We start from the raw sequence: 22,697 nt of genomic DNA on the forward strand, positions 1-22,697 counted from the left end.
TTTACAATTGGTTAATAAAAGTTAGGCATACTAAAAATATGAAAAAAGATTTTATTCTAAATAACAAGATAAATATGACAAACTTTTCAAAAGCTTTACAATTAATTGAAAGTAGTAGATATATTTTGATTATAACACATGTTAATCCTGATGCAGATTCTATCTCTTCAGCTTTAGCTTTATCAAATCTATTGTATGAAAATAAGATTAAACATAAAGTTTTTAATGTAAGTTCAGATTTACCTAGAAATTTAGATTTTATCAGTAGGTTTGACAAAATGACAGATCAATTACCAAAATTTTATGATTTGGTTATATCTTGTGATTGTGCATCTAAAAAAAGATTTGGTTTTGAGATTGATGATTCAATCCCTTTAATAAACTTTGATCATCATGCTTCAAATGATAATTTTGGAACAATAAATTTAGTTGATCCTATGAAAAGCTCAACGGCAGAGATTGTATACGATTTTTTTAGATTCAATGGTCTTTATATTACAAAAAATAGTGCTACTGCATTATATGTAGGTATTTATGATGATTCCTTAGCTTTTTCTTTAAATAGATGTGATGAATTGACTTTTGAAAAAGTTAATCATTTAGTAGAGTTTGGAGCAAGTCCATCAGATATCGCTAATAAAATAAAAAGAAGAGATTCTTTAGCAAAATATAGAATAATCCCAAAAGTCTTAGAAAGTTTAGAACTTTATAATGAGGGGAAAGTTGCAACAATATATGCAAAAGATGAATGGTTTAAACAAACAGGAGCTCATAATAGAGATTGTGAAGAAGCATTAAATATGATTATGAGAATTCAAATTGTAAAAGTTGCTTTATTTGTTAGAGTAGTAAATGGAGTCAGTAGAATAAGTCTTAGATCAAAGGATAAAATTGATGTAAATAAGGTAGCCTCAATATTTGGTGGCGGAGGTCATACAAATGCGGCTGGGTTTTCAATAGATTCAATAGATATAGAAAGTGTAAGAAAAAGAGTTTTAAAGGAAATACTTGAGACGACAAAAGAATAGTTTATTAAATATAGTTTTCGGATTAGTTTTAATTTTAATAATAGCTGGAGGAGGATTTGTTTATTTTTCTCCATTATTTGAAAAGCAACCTGCAAAAATAGTTCTGAATAGTTCAGGATTTTGGAATCTAAAAGATTCATTATCTGTTGATCTTTTTGATAAAAGTGGAATTAAATCTTATAAAATATATTATAAGTCTGGAAATAATATAGAAAAACTTTCTGAGAATACTATCTCTGCAAAACAAGAAAAAGTTGTATTAAATATTAAACCTTTACCTCTTAGACCAAATATAAAAGAGGTAACTATTGCAATAGAGGTTTATGATAATTCTTTTTGGAATTTTTTCCAAGGAAATAAATCTTATAAAGAATACAAATTAAGTATAGATAAAAAAAGACCCTTAGCTAGAGTTATTTCTAATTCTTACAATATTAAAAGGGGTGGAAGTGCCGCTTTAGTTGTTGAAGTTAGGGATGAAAATTTAAAAGATAAATATATCACTTTTAACAATGAATATAGATTTGAATTAATTCCATATTTAAAAGAGGGGTATTATGCTGCAATTATTGCTTGGCCAATTGATATAAAGTTTGATGAATTTAGTAGAGTAAACTTAGTTGCTATTGATCAAGCAAATAATGAAACAACAACAAAAGTACCTTTTTATATAAAAGATTTAAAAATCAAAAATGATAAATTAACAATTAGTGATAACTTTATTAATAAAGTATCTATTCCTGTACTTCAAAAAAGTGATTATGAAGTACCAAATACAAACGAAGAGATATTTATAAAACAAAATAGAGAACTAAGAGCTAACAATGTAAATACTATAAAAGAACAATCTCTTAATAATATGTCAAAAGAGATGATTACAAGTTTTAATTTAAAACCATTTAGAAGATTAAGTGGTTCAAAAACATTTGCTGGATTTGCAGAAAAAAGGGAATATTCATATAATGGGCAAAAGATTGATGAAGCTTGGCATTTAGGGATGGATTGGGCAAGTATAAAGCATGCACAAGTTAAAATATCAAATAATGGGAAAGTAATATTCAACAATTATTTAGGAATTTATGGAAATACCCTTATTGTTGACCATGGGTTTGGATTACAAACATTATATGCACATACTAGTCAATTTCAAGTTGCAAAAAATGATGAAGTAAGAGCAGGGCAAATAATAGCTAATACAGGTAGCACAGGAGCAGTATTTGGAGATCACTTACATTTTGGTGTTTTAGTACAAGGTATAGAAGTAAATCCTGTAGAGTGGATGGATAAAAATTGGATTAGAACAAGAATCTCAAATATATTAGCTGAAGCAAAACAAGAAATAAGAAGTAGTAAATGAGACAAAGAACTATAGAAAAAAGTGTAGAGATTATTGGAATAGGGCTTCATAAAGGAGTTCCTGTTAAGATGAAACTTGAACCACTTGATGCTGACATGGGTATTATATTTTATAGGGTTGATGCTGGTGTTACAATACCTTTAAAAATCGAAAATGTTGTAGATACAAAAATGGCTACAGTTATTGGGAAAGATGGGGTAGTTGTTTCAACAATAGAGCATCTTTTATCTGCTGTATATGCTTATGGAATTGATAACTTAAGAGTTGTAATTGATAATGATGAGGTTCCTGTTCTTGATGGAAGTTCATCTGGATATTGTATGTTAATTGATGAAGCAGGTATTAAAGAGTTAAATAAATCAAAAAAAGCAATAAAGATTAAACAAGATGTTGAGATTACTACAGAAGATGGTAAAAAAGTTGCTTTAAAACCTTCAAATCATATTATATATGATTTTTCTATTGATTTTGAGCATCCTGTTATTGGTGAACAACAATTTCATTTTGATTATTCAATTGCTGAATATAAAGAGAATATTAGCCGTGCTAGGACATTTGGATTTTTACATGAAGTTCAATATCTAAGAAGTATTGGATTAGCTCAGGGTGGAAGTATGGAAAATGCAATTGTATTAGACCATAGTAAAGTATTAAATCCTGATGGATTAAGATATGAAGATGAATTTGTCAGACATAAAATTTTAGATGCAATTGGTGATATGGCACTTTTAGGTTATACATTAGTTGGAGAATATAATGCTCATGCGGGAAGTCATCATTTAAATCATTTACTAACAAAAAAACTTTATGAAAATGAAGCAAATTATGAAATTATAGATTTAGAAGAGGCACAAGATGAAGCTCAAGTATTTGAGTTAGCTTATTCAAAGGTTGAAGCATAATATATGATTGAAGTGTTAGTTATAAGTATTTCAAAACCTTTATTAATTGGAATTTATGAAAATAAAAAATTAATAAAAGTGTATGAAGAAGAGGGCATGACCTCTGATGTTTTACCTGTACTTTTTAAAGAGATTTTAGATAAATATACTATTGATAGTTTAATTTATGTAAATACACCTGGTTCATATATGGCTATAAAAGTTGCATATGTATTTTTAAAAACAGTTTCTATTTCTCATAATATCAAGCTAAAAGCCTGCAGTGGCTTTGAGTTTAATGATAATACTCCAATAAAAGCTTTAGGTAAAAAATATTTTATTAATTCAAAAGATGGTGTTAAAGTTGACTTTTTAGAAAATAACTGTAAAATGTCACCCTTTGAATTGCCAGAGGTTTTAGAAAATATTAATATATCAGCTGAAACTTTGCCAATATACAATTTACCTGCTGTTTAAAGGAAGAAGTTTGAAAATATGTGTGCCTGCTACTAGTGCTAATTTAGGACCTGGTTTTGATACTTTAGGATTAGCTATATCATTACATAATCAAGTAAGTATAAAACCGTCAAAATTTCATAGTGTATCATTAAAAGGTGAAGGGTCAAATAATCCTGTACTTAAAGACAATAATATGTTTATTGCAATATTTAATGATTTTTATCATAATTTATCAAATAGAAAAAGACACTTTAGATTTGAATTTACAAATGAGATACCTTTATCAAGAGGTTTAGGTAGTTCTTCAGCAGTTATTGTTTCAGCAATTGCAAGTGCATATGCAATTGAAGGTATACAGATTGAAAAAGAAAAATTATTGAATTTGGCATTAGCTTATGAAAGCCATCCTGATAATATTACACCAGCTGTGATGGGTGGTTTTAATGTTGCTACAGTTCAAGATAATGAAGTAAAATTTATAAATAAAAATATGCCTAAATCTTTAAAAGCTATAGTTGTTATACCAAATAGACCTATATCAACACAATTAGCTAGAAAAGCATTGCCGTATAAATATTCAAAAGAGGATACAATTTTTAATATATCACACTCATCTTTATTAGCTTCTGCATTTATTAGTGAAGATTGGAAAATGTTAAAAGTAGCTTCTCAAGATAAAGTTCATCAAAAATATAGAATGAAACAGATGCCAGAACTTTTCGATGTTCAAAAAACTGCATTGAAAAATGGTGCCTTAATGAGTACGTTATCAGGTTCTGGTTCAACACTATTTTCAATAGCATTTAATGATGATGCACATAGAATTGAAAAAGAACTAAAGAAAAGATTTCCACACTTCAAAGTTTTAACTAGAGACTTTGATAATGCTGGTGTGACAGTGGAATATTAAAAAACTATTAAATTAAGTAAAATTTAGGTATAATATTGACTATTTTAAAAAGACCCATTCGAACTTGTGTCATTTGTAGAGGAAAATTTGCTCAAAATGACTTGTTTCGTTTAAAATGTGAGGATAAGAAACTTGTACCATTTGATAATAATGGCAGAAGTTTTTATATCTGTAGTGATTGTCTTTCTATTTTTGAAAATTCACAAAACAATCAAAAAGATTTGAAAAGATTTGAAAAAACACTATACAGAGTGTGTAAAAACAAAGATGACTATTTAGGACAACTTAAGGAGATATTAACGCATGTCAGATAATGTAAGAGTTTATGAGATAGCTGAAGAGGCTGGAGCTAGTAGTAATGAAGTAATTACAAAAGCCAAGGATTTAGGGATTGAACTTAAATCACCTCAAAGTGCAGTTTCATTCGAAGATGCTGAAGAGATAGCAAACTATATAATGACTGGTAAAAGTAGTAAGTTAAAAAAGAAACCAGTAAAAGCAAAAAAAGTAGTAGTAAAAAAACAGAGCAATGAAGAGCCTGCTAAAACAGAAGAAAAAGAAGTTGAAGCTTCTGAAGAACCTGTTACAAAAACAACAGATACAGTTTCTAAGGCTGAAGAAAATTCAGAAAATGAGACTGAAGTAAAAAAAGACAAACCAGTTAAAAGCGTAACTCCAAATAAAATTGTTCCAAAAAGAAGAGGTTTAAAAATTGTTAAAAAGAAAAAACCTAAAGAGGAAGTTTCTAAATCTGTAAATAATGAGATTAATTCGGGTGGTCCTCAACCTAAAAAAGCGATGAAATCACTTAGTGAAATTTTAGGTGGCAATGAAACAGAAGAAAAAAAATCTAATACTACAGCTGCCGAGCAAGCTAAAATACAAGCAAAGAAAAAAGAAAAGAAAAAACATCCTGCAAAATCGCATGATCATGGAAAAGTTATTGAATTTGATGGAAAATCAACAGAAGAGTTTAAATCTTCAAGTGATGAGTCTTTACTTGGTGAAGAGGTTGTATTGCTTGATATGGGATTAAGTGATACTTCAAAACTTTTTGAAGATCAAAATAACAACAAAAATAATGATAAAAATAAAAACCAATCAAGAGCTTCTAAACCAGCAGCCTTTGGAAATAGACCTCAAGGTTTAAAAAGAGGTAAAAGAAAGAAAAGAATTAAACAAGTTAGAGAAGAGGTAACAATTACGGAAGTAACTATACCTGAAGATATCAGAGTATATGAATTTGCAGAAGCTTGTGGAAAATCTCCAGCAGAAGTAATTACTGTATTGTTTAGTTTAGGTATGATGGTTACTAAAAATGACTTCTTAAAACAAGATGAATTAGAGATTCTTGGAGAAGAATTTGGTATTGAAGTTACTGTTAAAGATGCCCTTGAAGATGTAAATTATGTAGAAGATTATCAAGATGAAGAGATTGATAAATCAAACTTTGTAACTAGACCACCAGTGGTTACTATTATGGGACATGTTGACCATGGTAAAACTTCGTTATTAGATAAAATCAGAAGTTCGAAAGTTGCATCAGCAGAAGCTGGTGGAATTACTCAACATATTTCAGCATATACAATTGAACAAAATGGTCAAAAAATCACTTTTGTAGATACTCCAGGACATGCCGCTTTCTCAGCTATGAGAGCAAGAGGTGCAGATGTTACTGATGTTGTTATTATAGTTGTTGCAGCAGATGATGGTGTAATGCCACAGACTGAAGAAGTAATCTCACATGCAAAAGCTTCAGGGTGTCCTATAATAGTTGCAGTTAACAAAATGGATAAAGAAACTGCAAATATGGATATGGTTAAAGCTCAAATGGCAGAAAGAGAAATGACTCCTGTAGATTGGGGTGGAGATATTGAGTTTATTGGAGTATCAGCACATACTGGTATGGGAATAGATGATTTATTAGAAAATATTTTACTTCAAGCAGAAATTTTAGAGCTTGAAGCTGATCCAAAAGCAAAAGCAAAGGCATCAGTAGTTGAATCTTCTTTAGAAAAAGGTAGAGGTCCTGTTGCAACTGTTATTGTTCAAAATGGTACTTTAAGAGTTGGAGACAATATTGTTTGTGATACAACTTACGGTAGAGTAAAAGCTATAACAAATGATTTAGGAAAACCAGTAAAAGAGTTAGGCCTTTCTGAAACTGGTTCAATCTTAGGATTAAATGATGTTCCAGCTGCTGGTGCAATTATGGTTGTACAGGATTCTGATAAAGAAGCAAGAGAGATTGCTACAACAAGAGCAGAGCATGCAAGAGCAAAAGAACTATCTAAATCTACTAAAGTTTCACTGGAAGAGATGAGTGGATTAATTGCAGAAGGTAAAATTAAACAATTACCAGTAATTATTAAAACTGACGTGGCTGGTTCTTTAGAAGCTATTAAAGGTTCATTAGAAAAAATTCAAAATGAAGAAGTAAAAGTAAAAGTTGTACACGCAGCTGTTGGTGGAATTACTGAATCAGATTTAGTATTAGCAAGTGCTAGTGAAGGTTGTATTATCTTAGGATTTAATGTAAGACCTACTGGATCAGTTAAAAGTAAAGCAAAAGCAGATGGTATTACTATTAATACGTATTCAATTATTTATGACTTAATTGATGATGTTAAAGATGCACTTTCTGGTATGATGAGCGCAGTTATAAGAGAAGAAAATACAGGACAAGCTGAAGTTAGGGATACATTCGTAGTACCTAAAGTAGGAACAGTTGCTGGTTGTATTGTAACTGATGGTAAAGTTGTAAGAGGTGGACATGCTAGAATCATTAGAGATGGTGTTGTAACTTATACTGGTAAAATCTCATCTCTAAAAAGATTTAAAGATGATGTTAAAGAGGTTGCAAATGGTTATGAATGTGGTATTATGTTTGATAAATTCAATGATATTAAAGTTGGTGACTTTATTGAAACATTCATTCAAATTGAAGAGAAAGTACATATTGACGACTAAAAGAGCTTATCTTGAAAAGTATTAATCTACAAAGAACGGAATCACTTCTTATGGAGTTGGTTCCTGAAGCATTATCAACACTTAGTGATGAAAGAATTTGTTCTTTACCTATTACAGGAGTTAACTGTAAAAATGGTAAATATGATGCAACAGTATATTTTGATGGTAGTGATTTTAGTGATAAAGAGATGCCAGGTATAATATCTGCTCTAACAAAAGCTAATGGAAGAATAAAATCATATGTCTTAAGTTCTACTGGTTGGTATAAATGTCCTACATTTAAGTTTGTAAATGATAAATCTTTAGAGTCATCAAAAAGTATTGAAGATTTATTTAGACAAATAGAAAAAGAGAAGAAATCATGAATTTAGAAGAATCAATTGAAATAGCTGTAAAGGGATGTGGCGCTGAACTTTATGATATAGTTTCTTTAAAAGAGAATGATAGCAATATCTTTAGAGTATATGTAACACAGCCAGGTGGAATATCTTTGGATAAATGTGCTGAAATATCTAGAATGATTTCGCCTATTTTAGATATTGAAGAACCTATGCAAGGAAAATACAATCTTGAAGTTAGTTCTCCAGGAATTGAAAGAAAACTGAAAAATCCTCAACATTTTAAATCATCTCTTGGTGAGAAAATAAAATTAAAAGATTTTGAGAAAAATACAATCAAGGGTGAATTAATAGCCGCTGATGATAACGAAGTAAAAATTAAAACTGAACATGGTGAAGAGATTGTAACTTATGACGAAATCTCTAGTGCTTCAACTTATTTTGAGTGGTAATAAAGGTTAAAAATTGAGTTTAGAAAGCTCTTTAACATTTTTTCTAGCAATATTAATATTTGGAATAACTCCAGGACCAGGTGTATTTGCTCTTCTTGCAAGAGGTATGACACTTGGTTCTAAACAATGTATCCCCTTAGCTTTTGGAATGACAATAAGTGATGTAATCTATTTAATTTTTGCCTGTCTAGGATTAGCTACAATTGCACACAACTATGCTTTTTTATTTGAAGTAATAAGAATTTTAGGTGCTTTATATCTATTTTATCTTGGATATAAAATGTTTACAGCACCAATAGAGATTGAAGATACACAGAAAAATGAGACCGTAAAAAAAGATTTTGTATTGGCTTTTATTCAAGGTTTTCTTATATCAGCTTCAAATCCAAAAGTGATACTTTTTTATATAGCTTTTTTACCAACATTCTTAGATATAAAATCATTAGATGCTAGGGATATTATTTGGGTATCTTTTTTAACAATTATTGCATTAATGATAGGATTGATGTTTGTATCAATTTTAGCTAATAAAGCTAAAAAACTATTGAGATCTAAAAAATCTCTAAAAAGATTAAATTACACTGCAGGTTCTATAATGGTTGCAGCTGGTAGTTTTCTTTTATTTAATAAGCAGTCTTAATGAAAATTGATGATAGCTTTTATATGAAATTAGCTATAGATGAAGCTTGGAAATATCAACTTTTAACATATCCTAACCCTGCTGTTGGTTGTGTTGTGGTGAAAAATGGTGAAATACTTTCAATAGAAGCTCATAAAGAGGCAGGACTTGCTCATGCTGAAGTAAATGCATTAAAAGCAGCATATTTGAAAAAGTATCCCAATGATTTAATTAAAATGAAAAAAACAAGTCATGAAATTCATGAATATTTAATTAACAATCATGATAATTTTTTTAAAGATTGTGAAGTATATGTTACTTTAGAACCTTGTAATCATATAGGTAAAACACCAGCTTGCGCAAATTTATTAAAAGAGTTAAAACCTAAAAGAGTAATCATAGCTCATAAGGACATTAATAAAGAAGCCAGTGGGGGCATAGAAGTCTTAATAAATGAAAATATAGAGGTAATTATTGGTTGTATGGAAAAAGAGGCTTATGAGCTTTTATATCCATTTATTAAGTGGACAAGTGGGTCATTTATATTTTTTAAAATGGCTATGACGCTAAATGGTTGTATTGATGGAAAAATATCATCCAATCAGACCTTGGCTTATACACATACATTAAGAGATAAAATTGATTTAATGTTAATAGGTGGAAATACAGTAAGAATAGATAAACCAACATTAGATGCTAGATATATTGTAGGTCGTGCACCAAATATCTTTATTTATTCTAAAAACAAAATATTTGATAACAATATTCCATTATTTAAAGTACCTAATAGAGATGTAATTATAAGTGATGATTTATTTAAATTGTTAGATTATAAGTTTATTATGGTTGAGGGAACTTACACTTTAATGGAAACATTAAAAGAGAGAATAGATTATATTATACTACTAATAAGTCCAAAGATTAGAAAAGGGCTTAATGCTTTAAATGAGATAGATCAAGACTTCGAAATTATACATGAAAATAAACTAGGTAAAGAAAAAATAGTTTACTTAAAAAGAAAATAATGTATTTAAAAATTTCAAAACTATAAATATTTGTTGTTAGAAACAAGAGAAAGGTTTATTTGACGATGGAGCTTACAAGTGTAAGTGACTGAGGAAAATAAATCTTTATCGCAGTTTATAGCGACAAAGATTTATAGTTTTATTTTACTTTTTCTAGATATTCACCAGTTTTAGTATCAACTTTAATAACATCATCTTCAACTAAGTGAAATGGAATTTGTACAACTGCACCTGATTCTAAAGTAGCAGGTTTTTTACCACCTTGAGAATCACCTTTAAAGTTTGGTGGAGTTTCAACAATTTTAAGTTCAACTACTGCAGGTGGCTCAACAGTTATAGCATTACCGTTAAAGAACATCATATCAACGTTCATCCCATCAATAATCCATTTTTCTGCATCACCAACTTGATCATAAGTTAAACCAATTTGTTCATAAGATACATTATCCATAAATTGTAACATTTCACCATCATCATATAGATATTGCATAGTTTTTTGTTGTAAATCTGGTGTAGTACATTTATCCCCTGCATGAAAAGTTTTTTCAATAACTTTTCCATTAAGGAATGATTTGATTTTACATCTAACAAATGCTGCACCTTTCCCAGGCTTTACATGTTGGTATTCAGTAATTTTATAAGGAACACCATCGATCTCAATTTTAAGACCTTTTTTTAATTCACTCATTGAAATATTTGCCATTTCAATTACTCCTTAAATTTCTGCATAAGAAACTGCAATAGCAGCTTCAATATCACTAATTTCTTTTAATGTATCACTTTTAATTGTATCATCAACTAAGATAATTGCTAAAGCATCATTGTTTTTTCCACGAGCAAGTCTAAAGTCAGAGATATTTATTCCTCTGTCACCTAGAAGTTTTCCAACTGTACCAATTACACCTGGAACGTCGTTATTTCTCATCATAATCATTTTACCTTTAGGTTCAATGTCAAAATCAAAACCATCTAAGTCAACAATTCTTTGTACATTGTCATCAAAAACTGTACCAGAGATTGTATTAACTCTTTTTTCAGTTGTAATTTTTATAGTAACTTTATTGCTATATCCAACAGTATGTTTTATCTCAGAAGTTTCAAAAGTTATACCTTTTTCTTCAGCTAAGAATTTAGCATTTACATAGTTAACTTCATCGCCTGCTGCAACACTTAATGCTCCAACAGTTGCAAATGTTGTTAATGAATCTAAATATTCAGTTATATCACCTTGAGCACATACAGAGATAGATCTTATTGGAGATTTATCTAATTGTGCTGAAAGGAATGCAATTTTTTGAGTTAATTCTATATATGGTTTAACAAAAGAAGGAATTTTTGTTTCATCAATTGGTAGATTTAAGGCATTTGGATATGAAATTCCTCTTGCAGATTCTATTGCATTTTCAGCAGCTTGTACTGCGATTTTTTTCTGAGACTCTTTTGTATTTGCTCCTAAGTGAGCTGTTACAGTTATGTTTGGTAAATCTAATAGTTTATTATCTATTGCAGGTTCTTTTTTGAAAACATCAATACCTGCCATTGCAATTTTTCCAGATTTTAGATTGTTATATAGTGCATCTTCATTATATAAACCACCTCTTGCGCAGTTTATTAAAATCACACCATCTTTCATTTTTGCAATCTCTTCTTCACCAATCATATCGATAGTTTCTTTATTTTTTGGTGTGTGTATTGTAATAATGTCACAAGATAAAATATCATCAAAATTAGTTGTATAAGAAATTCCTAAGTCTGTAGCTTTAGTTGATGGAATATAAGGGTCATATGCAACTACATCCATCTCAAAACTTTTAGCTCTTAATCCAACTCTATGACCAATATTACCAAATCCAATAATACCTAATTTTTTACCATAAAGTTCATTACCATACCAATCTTCTCTTTTCCAGATTCTATCATTTTTAAGTTGGTTATGAGCATAAGGAAATTTTCTCATACAAGAGAGCATGTGAGCCATAGTTAATTCAACAGCTGCAATAGTATTAGCAGTTGGAACATTCATAGCAATAATACCTCTTTTGCTACAACCTTCCATATCAACATTATCATAACCAACACCAGCTCTGATAATTGCTTTCAAATTTGTTGCAGCAGATAAAAACTTCTCATCTACATCTGTTGAAGATCTAGTAATAGCAACATCAGCATCTTTAATTACGTCTAATAAAGATACTTTGTCGATGTCAGCTGCATATACATAGTTTACATCTTCTGTATTTTGTAAAATATTTAGTCCATCTTCATGGATATGGTCACAAACAACAATTGTATGTTTACTCATTTTTTCTTAATCCTTAAAATTATTTCATTTGGTCTTTTAAAAGATCACCTAAAGTCATAGAACTATCATCATTAACAGCTTTTAAAACTTCTCTTTCTTGTTGTTGCTCTAATCTTTTTACTGATAATCTAACTCTATTCTTTTTAGTATCAATATTGATAACTACAGCTTCAAGTTCATCTCCAATATTTACTTCTTCAGCATTTAATGGACCAAAGTCTTCATTTCTAATTAAACCATCTAAGTTATCATCTAGTTTTATAAAGATTCCGAAATCTTTTTTATCTTTAACAGGCCCTTTTACAATATCACCCATTTTATGTTCATTTTGGAAGCTTTTTGCTGGTGAATCAGAAATCTCTTTTACTGATAATGAGATATTTTCTTTCTCTCTATCAATTTTAATAATTTTAACTTCTACTTCATCACCTTTTTTATAAAGTGATTTACATTTTGCATTTGATTCCCAAGATGCTTCTTCGTTATGTAATAAACCATCTACATCACCAATAGTTACGAATGCACCAAAATCAGTTAATGTTGCAACTTTTCCTTTTACAACATCACCAACTTTGTTTTCTTTCATAAATTTAGCAAATGGTTTTTCTTGTAAGTTTTTAAGAGAAACTCTTAATCTTTTTTTATTTACATCTAGTTCAATAACTTCAACATTAATCTCTTCACCTAAAGTTAATAGGTCTTTTGGATTTTTAAGATTTTTGTTCCATGAAATTTCAGAAATATGTAATAAACCTTCAATATCATTTCCTAAGTCAACAAATGCACCATAAGATTCAAAGTTAGAAACTGTAACAGTAATTGTATCACCAACTTCTAATTCATCTTTAATCTCTTCCCATGGATTAGCAAGAGCAGCTTTAATTGATAAAGATAAATGTTGTTTAGTTTTGTCATAAGATAGTACTACAACAGAAACTTCATCACCTTCGTTATAATAGTTTGCAGGGTTAACAGGCCCTTTGTAAGAGATTTCATTGTAGTTTACTAAACCATCAATTCCACCTAAATCAATAAACATACCATAAGATGTGATTTTTTTAACGATACCATTTACTGGCTCATTTTTTTCTAAGATTTCATTTACTTTTGAATCTTTTTGTAACTTAGATTCTTCAATAAGTTTTTTTCTTGAAACTATAATAGAGTTTTGTGCAGAATTAACTTTTAAAACTTTTGCTTTTACTTTTTTACCAACAGCACCATGAGATTTTAAGTAAGATTGAGCCATAGGCATGAAATACTCTAAGCCACTTTCATCTTCAATAATGAAACCACCTCTGTTTTTTACAGAAATAATTTTACCTTCAATTGTAATGTCTTCTACATTTTCACCGTGCTCTTTTACAAATGCGTCAAATTTTTCTTTTTGAAGTACTTTTTTGTAAGAGATAGATGGTCTTTCACCTTTGTTACCCATTAACATAACAGGGATTGTATCTCCTGCTTTGAATTGAACTTCACCACCGATTGTTATTTCAGAGATGTTTAGTTTTCCTTCAATCTTTTGACCAACGTCAACAAGTACACTATCACCAGTAATTTCAACAATTACACCATCAACTACAGAGTTATTTTCAGCATTCTCAAAAGACTCTTCTAGCATTTGTGCAAAATCAAAGTCTTCACCTAGTTCTATATCATCGATACCCATTTTATTCCTTCGTATTAACCGTTTTTTATTAAATGGTGATGATTATATCGAAAGTTTACTTAAAGTAGAAAGTTTATATTTTTTCTATACTTTCTACTACTTGTTGAATAATCCAATCAGGGGTTGAAGCACCGGCTGTTATACCGCATAAATTTTTATTTTGAAACCATTTTGATTCTATTTCGCTTACATTTTCTATTAGGTAAGAATCCTTACAATTTTCTAAGCAGATTGAATGAAGTTGTTTTGTATTTGAAGAGTTTTTCCCACCAATAACAACCATTACATCAACCTCTTTTGATAGCTCTCTTGCGGCATCCTGATTTTCAAATGTTGCATCACAAATGGTATTAAATACTCTAACTTCTTTATTTTTTAAAATAAGTTCATTTACAATCTCTAAATAAATCTCTTTTTTTCTTGTTGTTTGAGCAACTGTAGCAATTTTGTCATATTTAAATTTTATATTTTTTAATTCATCTTTAGATAAAACAACATGAACATCACCTTCATCTTTTCCATAAGATTTCACACCTTTTACTTCAGGATGATTTTCATCTCCAAAGATTAAAATTGAATAGTTTTCTTCAGACATTTTTTTAACATTTTGTTGAGGAGTTGTAACAAAAGGACAAGTTGCATTAATAACTTTTTCACTTCTTTTTTTTAATTCTTTTAAATCATTTTTGGGAATACCATGTGTTCTAATAATTACAGTATCATCAGGTTTTACATCAGAAAGATTTTCATATAAACCAACATTATAATCATTTTTTAATCTATCTATCTCATTTTGATTATGTATTAATGGTCCCATTGTTGCAGAGTTTTCATAACCTTCTGCAATTTTTATTGCTCTTTTTACTCCAAAGCAAAAGCCATAGCTAGAAGCTAATTTTACTTTCATTCCTTATCCTTAACTAGTCCCAATATTTTGGGTATTTATATTTACTTTTTTAAAATCTGATTCTATTTAAAGAAGTAAATTTAAAAATAAATAATCTATATTACTTTTAATTTCTAAGTGAGTCTAGAATCTCTTTAAAGTTTGGAAATGAAGTTAAAATACAATCTACATCTTCGATATCCATTCCACAAATCAATCCTGCAATTGAAAAACTCATTGCAATTCTATGGTCACCATGAGAGTTTATACTTGCTCTATTTAAACTCCCACCAATTATTTCATAACCATCTTCAAACTCAGTATATTCTACACCACATTTTTCTAAATTTGACACGACAGATTTAATTCTATCTGATTCTTTTACTCTTAATTCGGCAGCATTTTTAACTATTGATTTACCTTTTGCTAAGCTCATTGCAATAGATAAAGCAGGTAACTCATCAATTAACCAAGAGATATGTTCTTCAACAACTACACCTTTTAACTCATTGTATTTAACTTCAATATCCCCAATAGGTTCATAAATATTTTCTTTTTCAATAAAGTTTATCTGGGTACCCATTTTTTGTAAAATTTTATATGCACCAATTCTTGTAGGATTTAAACTTACATTTTTTAGTAATACTCTACTATTAGGTGTAATTGCAGCTGCAACAGCAAAGAAAAATGCAGAACTAGGATCAGTGGGAACTGTAATATTTAGAGGTTTTAAATGTCCCTTTAGAGGATGAATATTTATAAATCCCTCTTTATCAGTTTCGATTTTTGCTCCCATACCTTTTAGCATTCTTTCTGTATGGTCACGTGTAAGTTCATTCTCTTTATATTTTGATACTCCTGTAGCTCTTAATGCTGCTAAAATCATAGCTGATTTAACTTGGGCAGAATCTACAGGAGAAGTATATACAAAAGGTTTGAGTTCTTTAACTCCTCGTATAAAAAGTGGAGCTTTATTTCCATTATCTCGACCATCAATATTTGCACCAATACTTCTTAAAGGAACAGCTACTCTTTTCATTGGTCTTTCTCTAAGGTATTTATCACCTGTTAAAGTAAAAGCTCCATCTATAGAAGCTAAAAGTCCACAAAACAATCTCATTCCAGTTCCTGCATTTCCACAGTCTAAAACATCTTTTGGTTCTTTTAATTCTTTTGTTGGAGTAATTTCAACATATTTTCCATCTCTAACAACTTTCGCTCCAAGTTGCTCTACAATACTTAAAGAGTTTAAAGTATCTTCAGCTGTTAAAAAGTTGTTTATGTGTGATGTTTTGTCTGAAAATATCGAAAACATTGCACATCTATGAGAAATAGATTTATCACTTGCAATAGAATCTATCTCTATATCAAAGGGCTTAACTAATTTTTCTATGTTGAAATTTTCCATTTTATCCTCTTAGTCTCTTAATCCAATTCCAAGTTTTTCATTTAATGCTTCTAAAATATTATTCATAGAAGAAGTTATATCTTCTTCTTCTAATGTCTTATCATTGTTTTGTAAAACAAATCTAATTGTTAAACTCTCTTTATCTCTAAGTTTTTCATCACTATAAATATCAATTAGATTAAATTGTTTTATATTTTTATCACCAATTGAGTTTATTGTTTTTTTGATTTCACTATATTCCATATTTTTAGGAACAATTATACTTAAATCTTTTTTTGATGCTTGAAATTTAGAGTATGCATCAACTTTTGTTAATTCGTTACAAATCTTATCAAATTCAATCTCTGCAATAAAAGTATCACTTAAATCATAATCATCTGCGACACTAGGGTGTAGTTTAGAGATAAATCCTACCTTTTCACCATCAATTATAACTGAAGCATTTTGATATGGATGAACTAAATCATTTGGTAATTTTGTCATTGGTTCTAAATCAAACTTTCCAACTGTATTTAAAACTTTTTTTGCAAATTCAAAAAATTCAATATTTTGTGGTTTACCTGCATTAAAGAAAGACTCAAGTTCTTTTTGTCCACTAAAGATAAAAGATATTACGCTCTTTTCAACTCTATTTATATCAAACACTTTTCCAATTTCAAAAAATGCTGCTGATTTAAATCCAAGTTTCATATTATTTGAACATGCTTCTATAAGATTTAAACTTATTGTAGTTCTAAATGTATCTAACTCTTTTACAATAGGATTTAAAATATCTAATGATTCTTTTACTGTAGCAATTGAGTATTTTTGAAGTTTTTCTTTATCTGCAAATACATAAGTTACAGTTTCATAAAAACCATTTTCAATAGCTTTAAATCTTAACTTATTTCTTTTAATTAGATTGATTGAAGTAGTATTTGCTCTGCTTGCTTCATCAATAGCTAAAGGTTTAGCTTTAATATTATCAATACCAATTATTCTTACAATCTCTTCTGTAACATCAGCAATATTTTTAATATCATGTCTAAATGTAGGAATTTGTAATGATAGTACACCATTTGCAACATCTTTAACAATAAAACCTAATGAACTTAAGATTTTTTCAATTGTTGCTTTTTCTATCTCTTGCCCAATAATTGAATTGATTTTATTTACATTTACATCTAAAGTATGTTTTTCATTATAATCATTGTAAGCTTCTGTACCATTATAAAGTTTTCCACCAGCTTTTGAAATCAGTGAACAGAAAACATCTATACCAAACTCTAGGCATGGTTCACTCCCTCTTGAAGATCTGTAATATATATCTCCAGTTTTCTTTTTTGTTTCAAAAACTTTTTTTGATAAAAATTCAGGATCAATATAAGTTGCCTCAATAATATATTCACTGTTTTTGTCATCATTTGTTTTTTCTTGATTAATAGAGATCGTACTTAATTGCTCTTCACCCTCAACTATATCAAAACCTTGAGGATCTTTTTTAATACTTAAAACTGAGATATTATCATCTTTAGTTTTTAAGTCAGATTTTGCATAAGCATTTAAAATTACACCTGTAGCGTGTGTAACATAATTTACTATATCTCTTAAATCACACTCTTCAAATTTATCTATAATACCAACTCTTAGTTTATATACTAAAGGAAGTTTGAAATCTTCTAGTGCAGCAACTTTATAAATATATTTGCTATCAATTTCATTTGTACTTTCAACTTCTAAAGTTTGACCTATACCTAAATTGTTTAATTCTAAGCCATACTCTTGTTCCGTTAATGGAATATTATAAAATGCAGATAATTCTCTTGCAACACCATGTATACTTAAACAGTCACCTCTATTAGCAGTTAATTCTATCTCGATTACATCATCATTGAAAAGTGGGTAATCTTTTAATTCTCTACCAATTACAAGTTCACCTATTGAAGAATCTAGTTCTAAAATTCCATCATTTAATTTAGCTAAACCAATCTCAGTAGATGAACAAATCATACCATTTGATTCAACTCCTCTTAGTTTTGCTTTTTTGATTTTAAAATCATCACCTAGTTTACATCCTACAACAGCAACTGGTACAAACTGTCCAGCATCAACATTTTTAGCACCACAAACAATTTGAACAGTTTCTCCACCAATATCAACTTGGCAGATATTTAGTTTATCTGCATCAGGATGTTTCTCTTTTTCTAAAACTTTTCCAACTACTACTTTAGCAGGTACTCTTTGAAGTTCTAAACTATCAACCTCTAATCCAATAGAGTTTAATGTTTTACAGATATCATCTGTAGATATTTTGGAAATATCAACGTATTCTTGTAACCAATTTCTTGTAACTATCATTTAAACTGTCCTAATAATCTTAAATCACTTTCAAATAAAGATCTTAAGTCTCCAATATTGTGCGTTAACATTGCAACTCTTTCTATCCCTAGACCAAATGCGTATCCTGATTTATTTTCGTATCCAACTGCATCAAATACATTTTGGTCTACAACTCCACAACCAAGTATCTCTAACCATCCTGTATGTGAACAAACTCTACATCCATCTCCACCACAAAATACACATGAGATATCTACTTCAGCTGAAGGTTCTGTAAAAGGGAAAAAAGATGGTCTAAATCTAACATCTACTTCTCCAAACATATGATGTAAAAATTCTACTAATACATGTTTTAAGTTAGCAAAAGAGATTTTATCTGCATCGTCAACCACTAATGCTTCAATTTGATGGAACATTGGAGTGTGAGTAATATCATAATCTCTTCTAAAAACTGTTCCTGGAGCAATCATTCTAATTGGAGTTGGCTGCGATAACATAGTTCTAATTTGCACAGGTGAAGTATGTGTTCTTAAAAGTGAAAAGTCTTTGTTATAAAAAGTATCTTGCATATCTCTAGCTGGATGGTATTTTGGAAGATTTAATGCTTCAAAGTTATGAAAATCATCTTCTACTAATGGTCCCTCTTCAACAGAGAAGTTTAGATTTTGAAAATATGTAACAATTCTATCCATTGTATCAATTACAGGGTGAACCGCACCTGATGTTATTTCATTATTAAATCTTGTAACATCTATTTTATCATTTTTTAATTTTGCTTCTAAAGCTTCTTTTTCCAGAACAATTTTTTTATTCTCTAAAGCTTCTGTAATTTGTGCTTTTTGTTTATTTAAATTTGCTGCAAAATCTTTTTTTTCAGGACCTGGAATATCCTTCATTTTTGCAAATTGTGCAGTAATTACACCTTTTTTCCCTAATGTTTCCACTCTTAAGTTTTCTAAAACTTGGAGTGAATCAGCGTTATCTATTTTTTCTAGCCATTCAGTCACTACTAGTTTCTCCCCTGATTTTTATATGTTTATTTGTTGTTAATTTTGGGGATTATACTTAAAAATTTATTAGAGTTTGGTTATAATTTTTTTTAAACTAGGTAAAGGAAAATAGATGTGTATTTTTTGTAAAATTGTAAAAGGTGAAATTCCTAATCAAACTGTACTTGAAGATGAAAATTTTTTAGCATTTAATGATATTAATCCAGCTAGAAAAATTCATGTATTAGTTATTCCTAAAGAACATTATGATTCTTTTGATGTAATCCCTCCAAAAGTGATGAGTAATATGACTGAATTTATTCATAAAGTTGTTTCAAAACTTGGAATAAGAGAATCTGGATATAGACTGATTACAAATATTGGTAGTGATGGAGGACAAGAAGTACCTCATTTACATTTTCATATATTGGGTGGAGAGCCAGTAGGCAAATTAGTTAGATAGGAGATTGTAGTTAAACTACAAATCTCTTATTTTTTATCTTCTTGAAAGTTTCCTAAATTCATTAGTTTTTCATATTTCATTTGAAGTCTTTGAGCAGGTGTTAATTGTTTTAATTGCTCTAAAGTAGTTAAAAAATAATCTCCTAAAGCTTTAATTGCTTCTTCTTTTTTTCTATGACCACCAATTAGTGGCTCATTTATTACATCATCAATTAGTTCTAGTTCTTTTAAAGCTTCAGCTGTAATCTTTAAAGCATTAGCAGCAGTTTCAACTTTTGCTGGGTCATTCCATAAAATTGCACTACAACCCTCTGGTGAAATAACTGCATAAACAGAGTATCTCATCATTGCTAATTTATCAGCAACAGATATTGCTAATGCTCCACCTGAACCACCCTCTCCAATAACAACAGAGATTGTTGGTGTAGTTAAATCAGAAAATTCATAAAGGTTTCTAGCAATTGCTTCAGATTGGTTTCTCTCTTCCGCTCCTAAACCTGGATATGCACCGGGAGTGTCAACTAACATTAAAATTGGAATATTGAACTTTTCAGCCATTTTTGCTGCTCTTAAAGCTTTTCTATAACCTTCAGGATTAGGCATACCAAAGTTTCTTTTTAATTTATTCTTTGTACCTCTACCTTTTTGTTCACCAATAACCATTACCTTTTCTTTACCAATATAACCTAGATAACAAACTATTGCACTATCATCATTGAAATGTCTATCACCATGAATCTCATAATAATCTGTCATTAGACCTCTAATGTAGTCTAAAGCATATGGTCTATCTGGATGACGTGCAAGTTGAAGCTTTTGATAATCGTTTAAATTTTTAAATGTTTTTTCAACTTCTTTTTCTAGTTTTTTTTCTAATATTTCAGCTGCATGGTCATCTGATTTTGTCCTTGCAATTGTAATATCCTCTTCTAGTTTTTTGATTTTATCTTCAAAGTCTAAATATGTTGCCAAATTAATATCCCTTTTAGGCTCTATTATTTACTATATTTTTTAAAAATTATTGAGCCATTTGTTCCACCAAAACCAAAATTGTTACTCATAACAATGTCTAATTCAGCTTCTATTGCTGTATCAGGTACATAATTTAAAATACACTCTTCATCTTGGTTTTTAATGTTTATTGTTGGAGGAATAATTCCTTCATTTAATGCTTTTATTGCAAATATCGCTTCAATTGCACCAGCTGCACCTAAGCAGTGTCCAATTTGACCTTTAGTTGAAGTAACAGGAGGACAGTTTTCAATTCCATTAAATAGTTCAACTATTGCTTTTGATTCATTTACATCTCCAACTGGAGTAGAAGTACCATGAGTATTTATATAATCAACTTTAATATCTCCACCCATTACATTTTTTGCCATATTTAAAGCAGCTTTCATAGCTCTTAATGGACCATTCATAACTGGAGCTGTAATATGGTTTGCATCTGCACTCTCACCAATACCAATAATCTCACAATAAATTTTTGCACCTCTTGCTAATGCAGAATCTAAATCTTCAACAACTAATGCTCCAGCACCTTCTCCCATTACAAAACCATCTCTGTCTTTATCAAATGGTCTAGAAGCAGTTTTTGGGTCATCATTTCTAGTAGATAATGCTTTCATTGCAGCAAAACCACCAACTCCAGCACCACAAATAGCACTTTCTGCACCTACAACTAATATTCTATCTGCACCATTAGTCATAATAGTTTTTACAGCATCAGCTAATGCATGAGTTGATGCTGCACAAGCAGTAACATGAGATAAAGATGGTCCTTTTAAACCATGTTCAATTGAAATAAATCCACCAAGCATATTTACTAACGAAGATGGAATAAAAAATGGTGAAATTCTTTTTGGTCCTCTTGTTTCACAAACTACTGAGTTTTTTTCAATTGTTGATAGTCCACCAATACCTGACGCTGAAATGATACCGAATCTATCTGCTATAGAGTCTTCAACTTTTTTATTTTCACCTGTTACATATCCAGAGTCAATCATTGCTTCTAATGCTGCTTTAATTCCTAATTGAATAAATCTATCAGCTTTTTTTACCTCTTTTTTATCCATAACTGTAGTAGGATCGAAATCTTTAACTTCAGCTGCTATTTGTACAGAATAATTGCTTGCATCAAAAAGTGAAATTTTATCAACACCACATTCACCTGCAACAACAGCTTTAAAAGAATCTTCTACACAATGTCCTACAGAATTAATCGTACCAAGACCAGTTATTACAACTCTTTTCATCACATATGCTCCAAAATAAATATTTATATAATTCAATTTTTAAAAAAAAATTCAATAATATAAATAAAAAAAAGATAGAAAAAAAGCCAGTAAAAAATACTGGCTTATTGTTTTTAATAAAGCGTTAAATTACGCGTTATCTTCGATGTATTTAATAGCATCAGCTACAGTTAAAATACCTTCTGCGTCTTCATCAGGGATCTCAATATCGAACTTTTCTTCTAAAGCCATAACTAATTCAACAACGTCTAAAGAGTCAGCACCTAAGTCCTCGATGAATTTTGATTCCTCTTTAACTTCAGCTGGATCACAATCAAGTTGCTCAACTACTACTTCTTTTACATCATCTAATAATGCCATATTTT

22 protein-coding genes are annotated in these 22,697 nt (G+C 29.6%); 12 read left to right on the forward strand and 10 right to left on the reverse strand.

Annotation, left to right across the window (positions count from 1 at the left end; genetic code table 11):
* Positions 1 to 38 precede the first annotated feature (38 nt).
* Genes ACKU4C_RS01545 through ribD form a run of 11 tightly spaced genes read left to right on the forward strand, consistent with a single transcriptional unit; the run spans position 39 to position 10,039 of the window.
* Complete coding sequence (locus ACKU4C_RS01545) at positions 39 to 1,028, forward strand: bifunctional oligoribonuclease/PAP phosphatase NrnA (RefSeq protein ID WP_321314048.1); 990 nt, start codon at positions 39 to 41, stop codon at positions 1,026 to 1,028.
* Positions 1,009 to 2,385, forward strand: coding sequence for a M23 family metallopeptidase (locus tag ACKU4C_RS01550; RefSeq protein WP_321314050.1), 1,377 nt, complete (start codon positions 1,009 to 1,011; stop codon positions 2,383 to 2,385). The genes ACKU4C_RS01545 and ACKU4C_RS01550 overlap by 20 nt, the downstream gene beginning before the upstream one ends.
* Positions 2,382 to 3,287: a UDP-3-O-acyl-N-acetylglucosamine deacetylase gene (gene lpxC, locus ACKU4C_RS01555; RefSeq protein ID WP_321314053.1), complete on the forward strand. Its 906-nt coding sequence runs from the start codon at positions 2,382 to 2,384 to the stop codon at positions 3,285 to 3,287. The genes ACKU4C_RS01550 and lpxC overlap by 4 nt, the downstream gene beginning before the upstream one ends.
* Before the next feature lie 3 nt (positions 3,288 to 3,290).
* Positions 3,291 to 3,743, forward strand: coding sequence for a hypothetical protein (locus ACKU4C_RS01560; RefSeq protein WP_321314055.1), 453 nt, complete (start codon positions 3,291 to 3,293; stop codon positions 3,741 to 3,743).
* A 10-nt stretch (positions 3,744 to 3,753) separates the two neighbouring features.
* Positions 3,754 to 4,635: a homoserine kinase gene (thrB, locus tag ACKU4C_RS01565; RefSeq protein ID WP_321314057.1), complete on the forward strand. Its 882-nt coding sequence runs from the start codon at positions 3,754 to 3,756 to the stop codon at positions 4,633 to 4,635.
* 35 nt (positions 4,636 to 4,670) lie between these two features.
* Positions 4,671 to 4,949 carry a DUF448 domain-containing protein gene (locus tag ACKU4C_RS01570; protein ID WP_321314059.1) on the forward strand — a complete coding sequence of 93 codons (279 nt, stop codon included), beginning with the start codon at positions 4,671 to 4,673 and terminating at the stop codon, positions 4,947 to 4,949.
* Positions 4,939 to 7,605: a translation initiation factor IF-2 gene (gene infB / locus ACKU4C_RS01575; protein WP_321314061.1), complete on the forward strand. Its 2,667-nt coding sequence runs from the start codon at positions 4,939 to 4,941 to the stop codon at positions 7,603 to 7,605. Before ACKU4C_RS01570 ends, infB begins: the two co-directional genes overlap by 11 nt.
* A gap of 11 nt (positions 7,606 to 7,616) precedes the next feature.
* Positions 7,617 to 7,970 carry a 30S ribosome-binding factor RbfA gene (rbfA, locus tag ACKU4C_RS01580; protein WP_321314063.1) on the forward strand — a complete coding sequence of 118 codons (354 nt, stop codon included), beginning with the start codon at positions 7,617 to 7,619 and terminating at the stop codon, positions 7,968 to 7,970.
* Positions 7,967 to 8,395: a ribosome maturation factor RimP gene (gene rimP, locus ACKU4C_RS01585; RefSeq protein WP_321314065.1), complete on the forward strand. Its 429-nt coding sequence runs from the start codon at positions 7,967 to 7,969 to the stop codon at positions 8,393 to 8,395. Before rbfA ends, rimP begins: the two co-directional genes overlap by 4 nt.
* A 13-nt stretch (positions 8,396 to 8,408) precedes the next feature.
* Complete coding sequence (locus ACKU4C_RS01590) at positions 8,409 to 9,035, forward strand: LysE family translocator (RefSeq protein ID WP_321314067.1); 627 nt, start codon at positions 8,409 to 8,411, stop codon at positions 9,033 to 9,035.
* Positions 9,035 to 10,039, forward strand: a complete 1,005-nt coding sequence (gene ribD, locus ACKU4C_RS01595; protein ID WP_321314069.1) for a bifunctional diaminohydroxyphosphoribosylaminopyrimidine deaminase/5-amino-6-(5-phosphoribosylamino)uracil reductase RibD — start codon at positions 9,035 to 9,037, stop codon at positions 10,037 to 10,039. Before ACKU4C_RS01590 ends, ribD begins: the two co-directional genes overlap by 1 nt.
* 139 nt (positions 10,040 to 10,178) lie before the next feature.
* Here ribD and efp read toward each other — a convergent pair whose 3' ends face one another.
* The 7 genes from efp to pheS all read right to left on the reverse strand — a co-directional run bounded on the left by efp (position 10,179) and on the right by pheS (position 19,633).
* Positions 10,179 to 10,742, reverse strand: coding sequence for an elongation factor P (gene efp, locus ACKU4C_RS01600; RefSeq protein WP_321314073.1), 564 nt, complete (start codon positions 10,740 to 10,742; stop codon positions 10,179 to 10,181).
* Between the two features lie 12 nt (positions 10,743 to 10,754).
* Entirely contained in the window at positions 10,755 to 12,341 is a 1,587-nt protein-coding gene (serA, locus tag ACKU4C_RS01605) for a phosphoglycerate dehydrogenase (protein ID WP_321314077.1), read from the reverse strand.
* Between the two features lie 19 nt (positions 12,342 to 12,360).
* The gene (locus ACKU4C_RS01610) at positions 12,361 to 14,013 is read right to left on the reverse strand and encodes a 30S ribosomal protein S1 (RefSeq protein ID WP_321314079.1); all 1,653 of its coding nucleotides are present in this window, start codon (positions 14,011 to 14,013) and stop codon (positions 12,361 to 12,363) included.
* Between the two features lie 73 nt (positions 14,014 to 14,086).
* On the reverse strand, positions 14,087 to 14,920 hold the full coding sequence (locus ACKU4C_RS01615) for a 4-hydroxy-3-methylbut-2-enyl diphosphate reductase (RefSeq protein ID WP_321314080.1): 834 nt from the start codon (positions 14,918 to 14,920) through the stop codon (positions 14,087 to 14,089).
* A 106-nt stretch (positions 14,921 to 15,026) separates the two neighbouring features.
* The gene (gene aroA, locus ACKU4C_RS01620) at positions 15,027 to 16,307 is read right to left on the reverse strand and encodes a 3-phosphoshikimate 1-carboxyvinyltransferase (RefSeq protein ID WP_321314082.1); all 1,281 of its coding nucleotides are present in this window, start codon (positions 16,305 to 16,307) and stop codon (positions 15,027 to 15,029) included.
* A gap of 9 nt (positions 16,308 to 16,316) precedes the next feature.
* Complete coding sequence (gene pheT, locus ACKU4C_RS01625) at positions 16,317 to 18,644, reverse strand: phenylalanine--tRNA ligase subunit beta (protein ID WP_321314084.1); 2,328 nt, start codon at positions 18,642 to 18,644, stop codon at positions 16,317 to 16,319.
* Positions 18,641 to 19,633, reverse strand: coding sequence for a phenylalanine--tRNA ligase subunit alpha (gene pheS, locus ACKU4C_RS01630; protein WP_321314085.1), 993 nt, complete (start codon positions 19,631 to 19,633; stop codon positions 18,641 to 18,643). Before pheS ends, pheT begins: the two co-directional genes overlap by 4 nt.
* A 115-nt stretch (positions 19,634 to 19,748) precedes the next feature.
* Here pheS and ACKU4C_RS01635 point away from each other — a divergent pair, with 115 nt between their 5' ends.
* Positions 19,749 to 20,078 (forward strand): histidine triad nucleotide-binding protein, encoded by a 330-nt coding sequence (locus ACKU4C_RS01635; RefSeq protein WP_321314087.1) that lies wholly within the window; start codon positions 19,749 to 19,751, stop codon positions 20,076 to 20,078.
* Positions 20,079 to 20,104: 26 nt separating this feature from the next.
* On the opposite strand, the gene accA is transcribed toward ACKU4C_RS01635, so the two are convergent.
* From accA to acpP, 3 genes are all read right to left on the reverse strand, one after another.
* Entirely contained in the window at positions 20,105 to 21,049 is a 945-nt protein-coding gene (gene accA, locus ACKU4C_RS01640; protein WP_321314088.1) for an acetyl-CoA carboxylase carboxyl transferase subunit alpha, read from the reverse strand.
* A gap of 23 nt (positions 21,050 to 21,072) precedes the next feature.
* Positions 21,073 to 22,332, reverse strand: coding sequence for a beta-ketoacyl-ACP synthase II (locus ACKU4C_RS01645; protein ID WP_321314090.1), 1,260 nt, complete (start codon positions 22,330 to 22,332; stop codon positions 21,073 to 21,075).
* A 129-nt stretch (positions 22,333 to 22,461) separates the two neighbouring features.
* Positions 22,462 to 22,692 (reverse strand): acyl carrier protein, encoded by a 231-nt coding sequence (gene acpP, locus ACKU4C_RS01650; protein WP_129061150.1) that lies wholly within the window; start codon positions 22,690 to 22,692, stop codon positions 22,462 to 22,464.
* Between the last annotated feature and the right edge of the window lie 5 nt (positions 22,693 to 22,697).

Source organism: Halarcobacter sp., assembly GCF_963676935.1.
In the GTDB taxonomy this organism is placed as follows: Bacteria; Campylobacterota; Campylobacteria; order Campylobacterales; family Arcobacteraceae; genus Halarcobacter.

What these genes read in the sequence shown, in the direction of transcription:
- rimP (WP_321314065.1), top strand. Translation starts at nt 7,967, where the DNA reads ATGAATTTAGAAGAATCAATTGAAATAGCTGTAAAGGGATGTGGCGCT.
- ACKU4C_RS01645 (WP_321314090.1), bottom strand. Translation starts at nt 22,332, where the DNA reads ATGAAAAGAGTTGTAATAACTGGTCTTGGTACGATTAATTCTGTAGGA.
- lpxC (WP_321314053.1), top strand. Translation starts at nt 2,382, where the DNA reads ATGAGACAAAGAACTATAGAAAAAAGTGTAGAGATTATTGGAATAGGG.
- ACKU4C_RS01545 (WP_321314048.1), top strand. Translation starts at nt 39, where the DNA reads ATGAAAAAAGATTTTATTCTAAATAACAAGATAAATATGACAAACTTT.
- ribD (WP_321314069.1), top strand. Translation starts at nt 9,035, where the DNA reads ATGAAAATTGATGATAGCTTTTATATGAAATTAGCTATAGATGAAGCT.
- ACKU4C_RS01610 (WP_321314079.1), bottom strand. Translation starts at nt 14,013, where the DNA reads ATGGGTATCGATGATATAGAACTAGGTGAAGACTTTGATTTTGCACAA.
- infB (WP_321314061.1), top strand. Translation starts at nt 4,939, where the DNA reads ATGTCAGATAATGTAAGAGTTTATGAGATAGCTGAAGAGGCTGGAGCT.
- acpP (WP_129061150.1), bottom strand. Translation starts at nt 22,692, where the DNA reads ATGGCATTATTAGATGATGTAAAAGAAGTAGTAGTTGAGCAACTTGAT.
- pheT (WP_321314084.1), bottom strand. Translation starts at nt 18,644, where the DNA reads ATGATAGTTACAAGAAATTGGTTACAAGAATACGTTGATATTTCCAAA.
- aroA (WP_321314082.1), bottom strand. Translation starts at nt 16,307, where the DNA reads ATGGAAAATTTCAACATAGAAAAATTAGTTAAGCCCTTTGATATAGAG.
- efp (WP_321314073.1), bottom strand. Translation starts at nt 10,742, where the DNA reads ATGGCAAATATTTCAATGAGTGAATTAAAAAAAGGTCTTAAAATTGAG.
- ACKU4C_RS01635 (WP_321314087.1), top strand. Translation starts at nt 19,749, where the DNA reads ATGTGTATTTTTTGTAAAATTGTAAAAGGTGAAATTCCTAATCAAACT.
- ACKU4C_RS01615 (WP_321314080.1), bottom strand. Translation starts at nt 14,920, where the DNA reads ATGAAAGTAAAATTAGCTTCTAGCTATGGCTTTTGCTTTGGAGTAAAA.
- ACKU4C_RS01560 (WP_321314055.1), top strand. Translation starts at nt 3,291, where the DNA reads ATGATTGAAGTGTTAGTTATAAGTATTTCAAAACCTTTATTAATTGGA.
- serA (WP_321314077.1), bottom strand. Translation starts at nt 12,341, where the DNA reads ATGAGTAAACATACAATTGTTGTTTGTGACCATATCCATGAAGATGGA.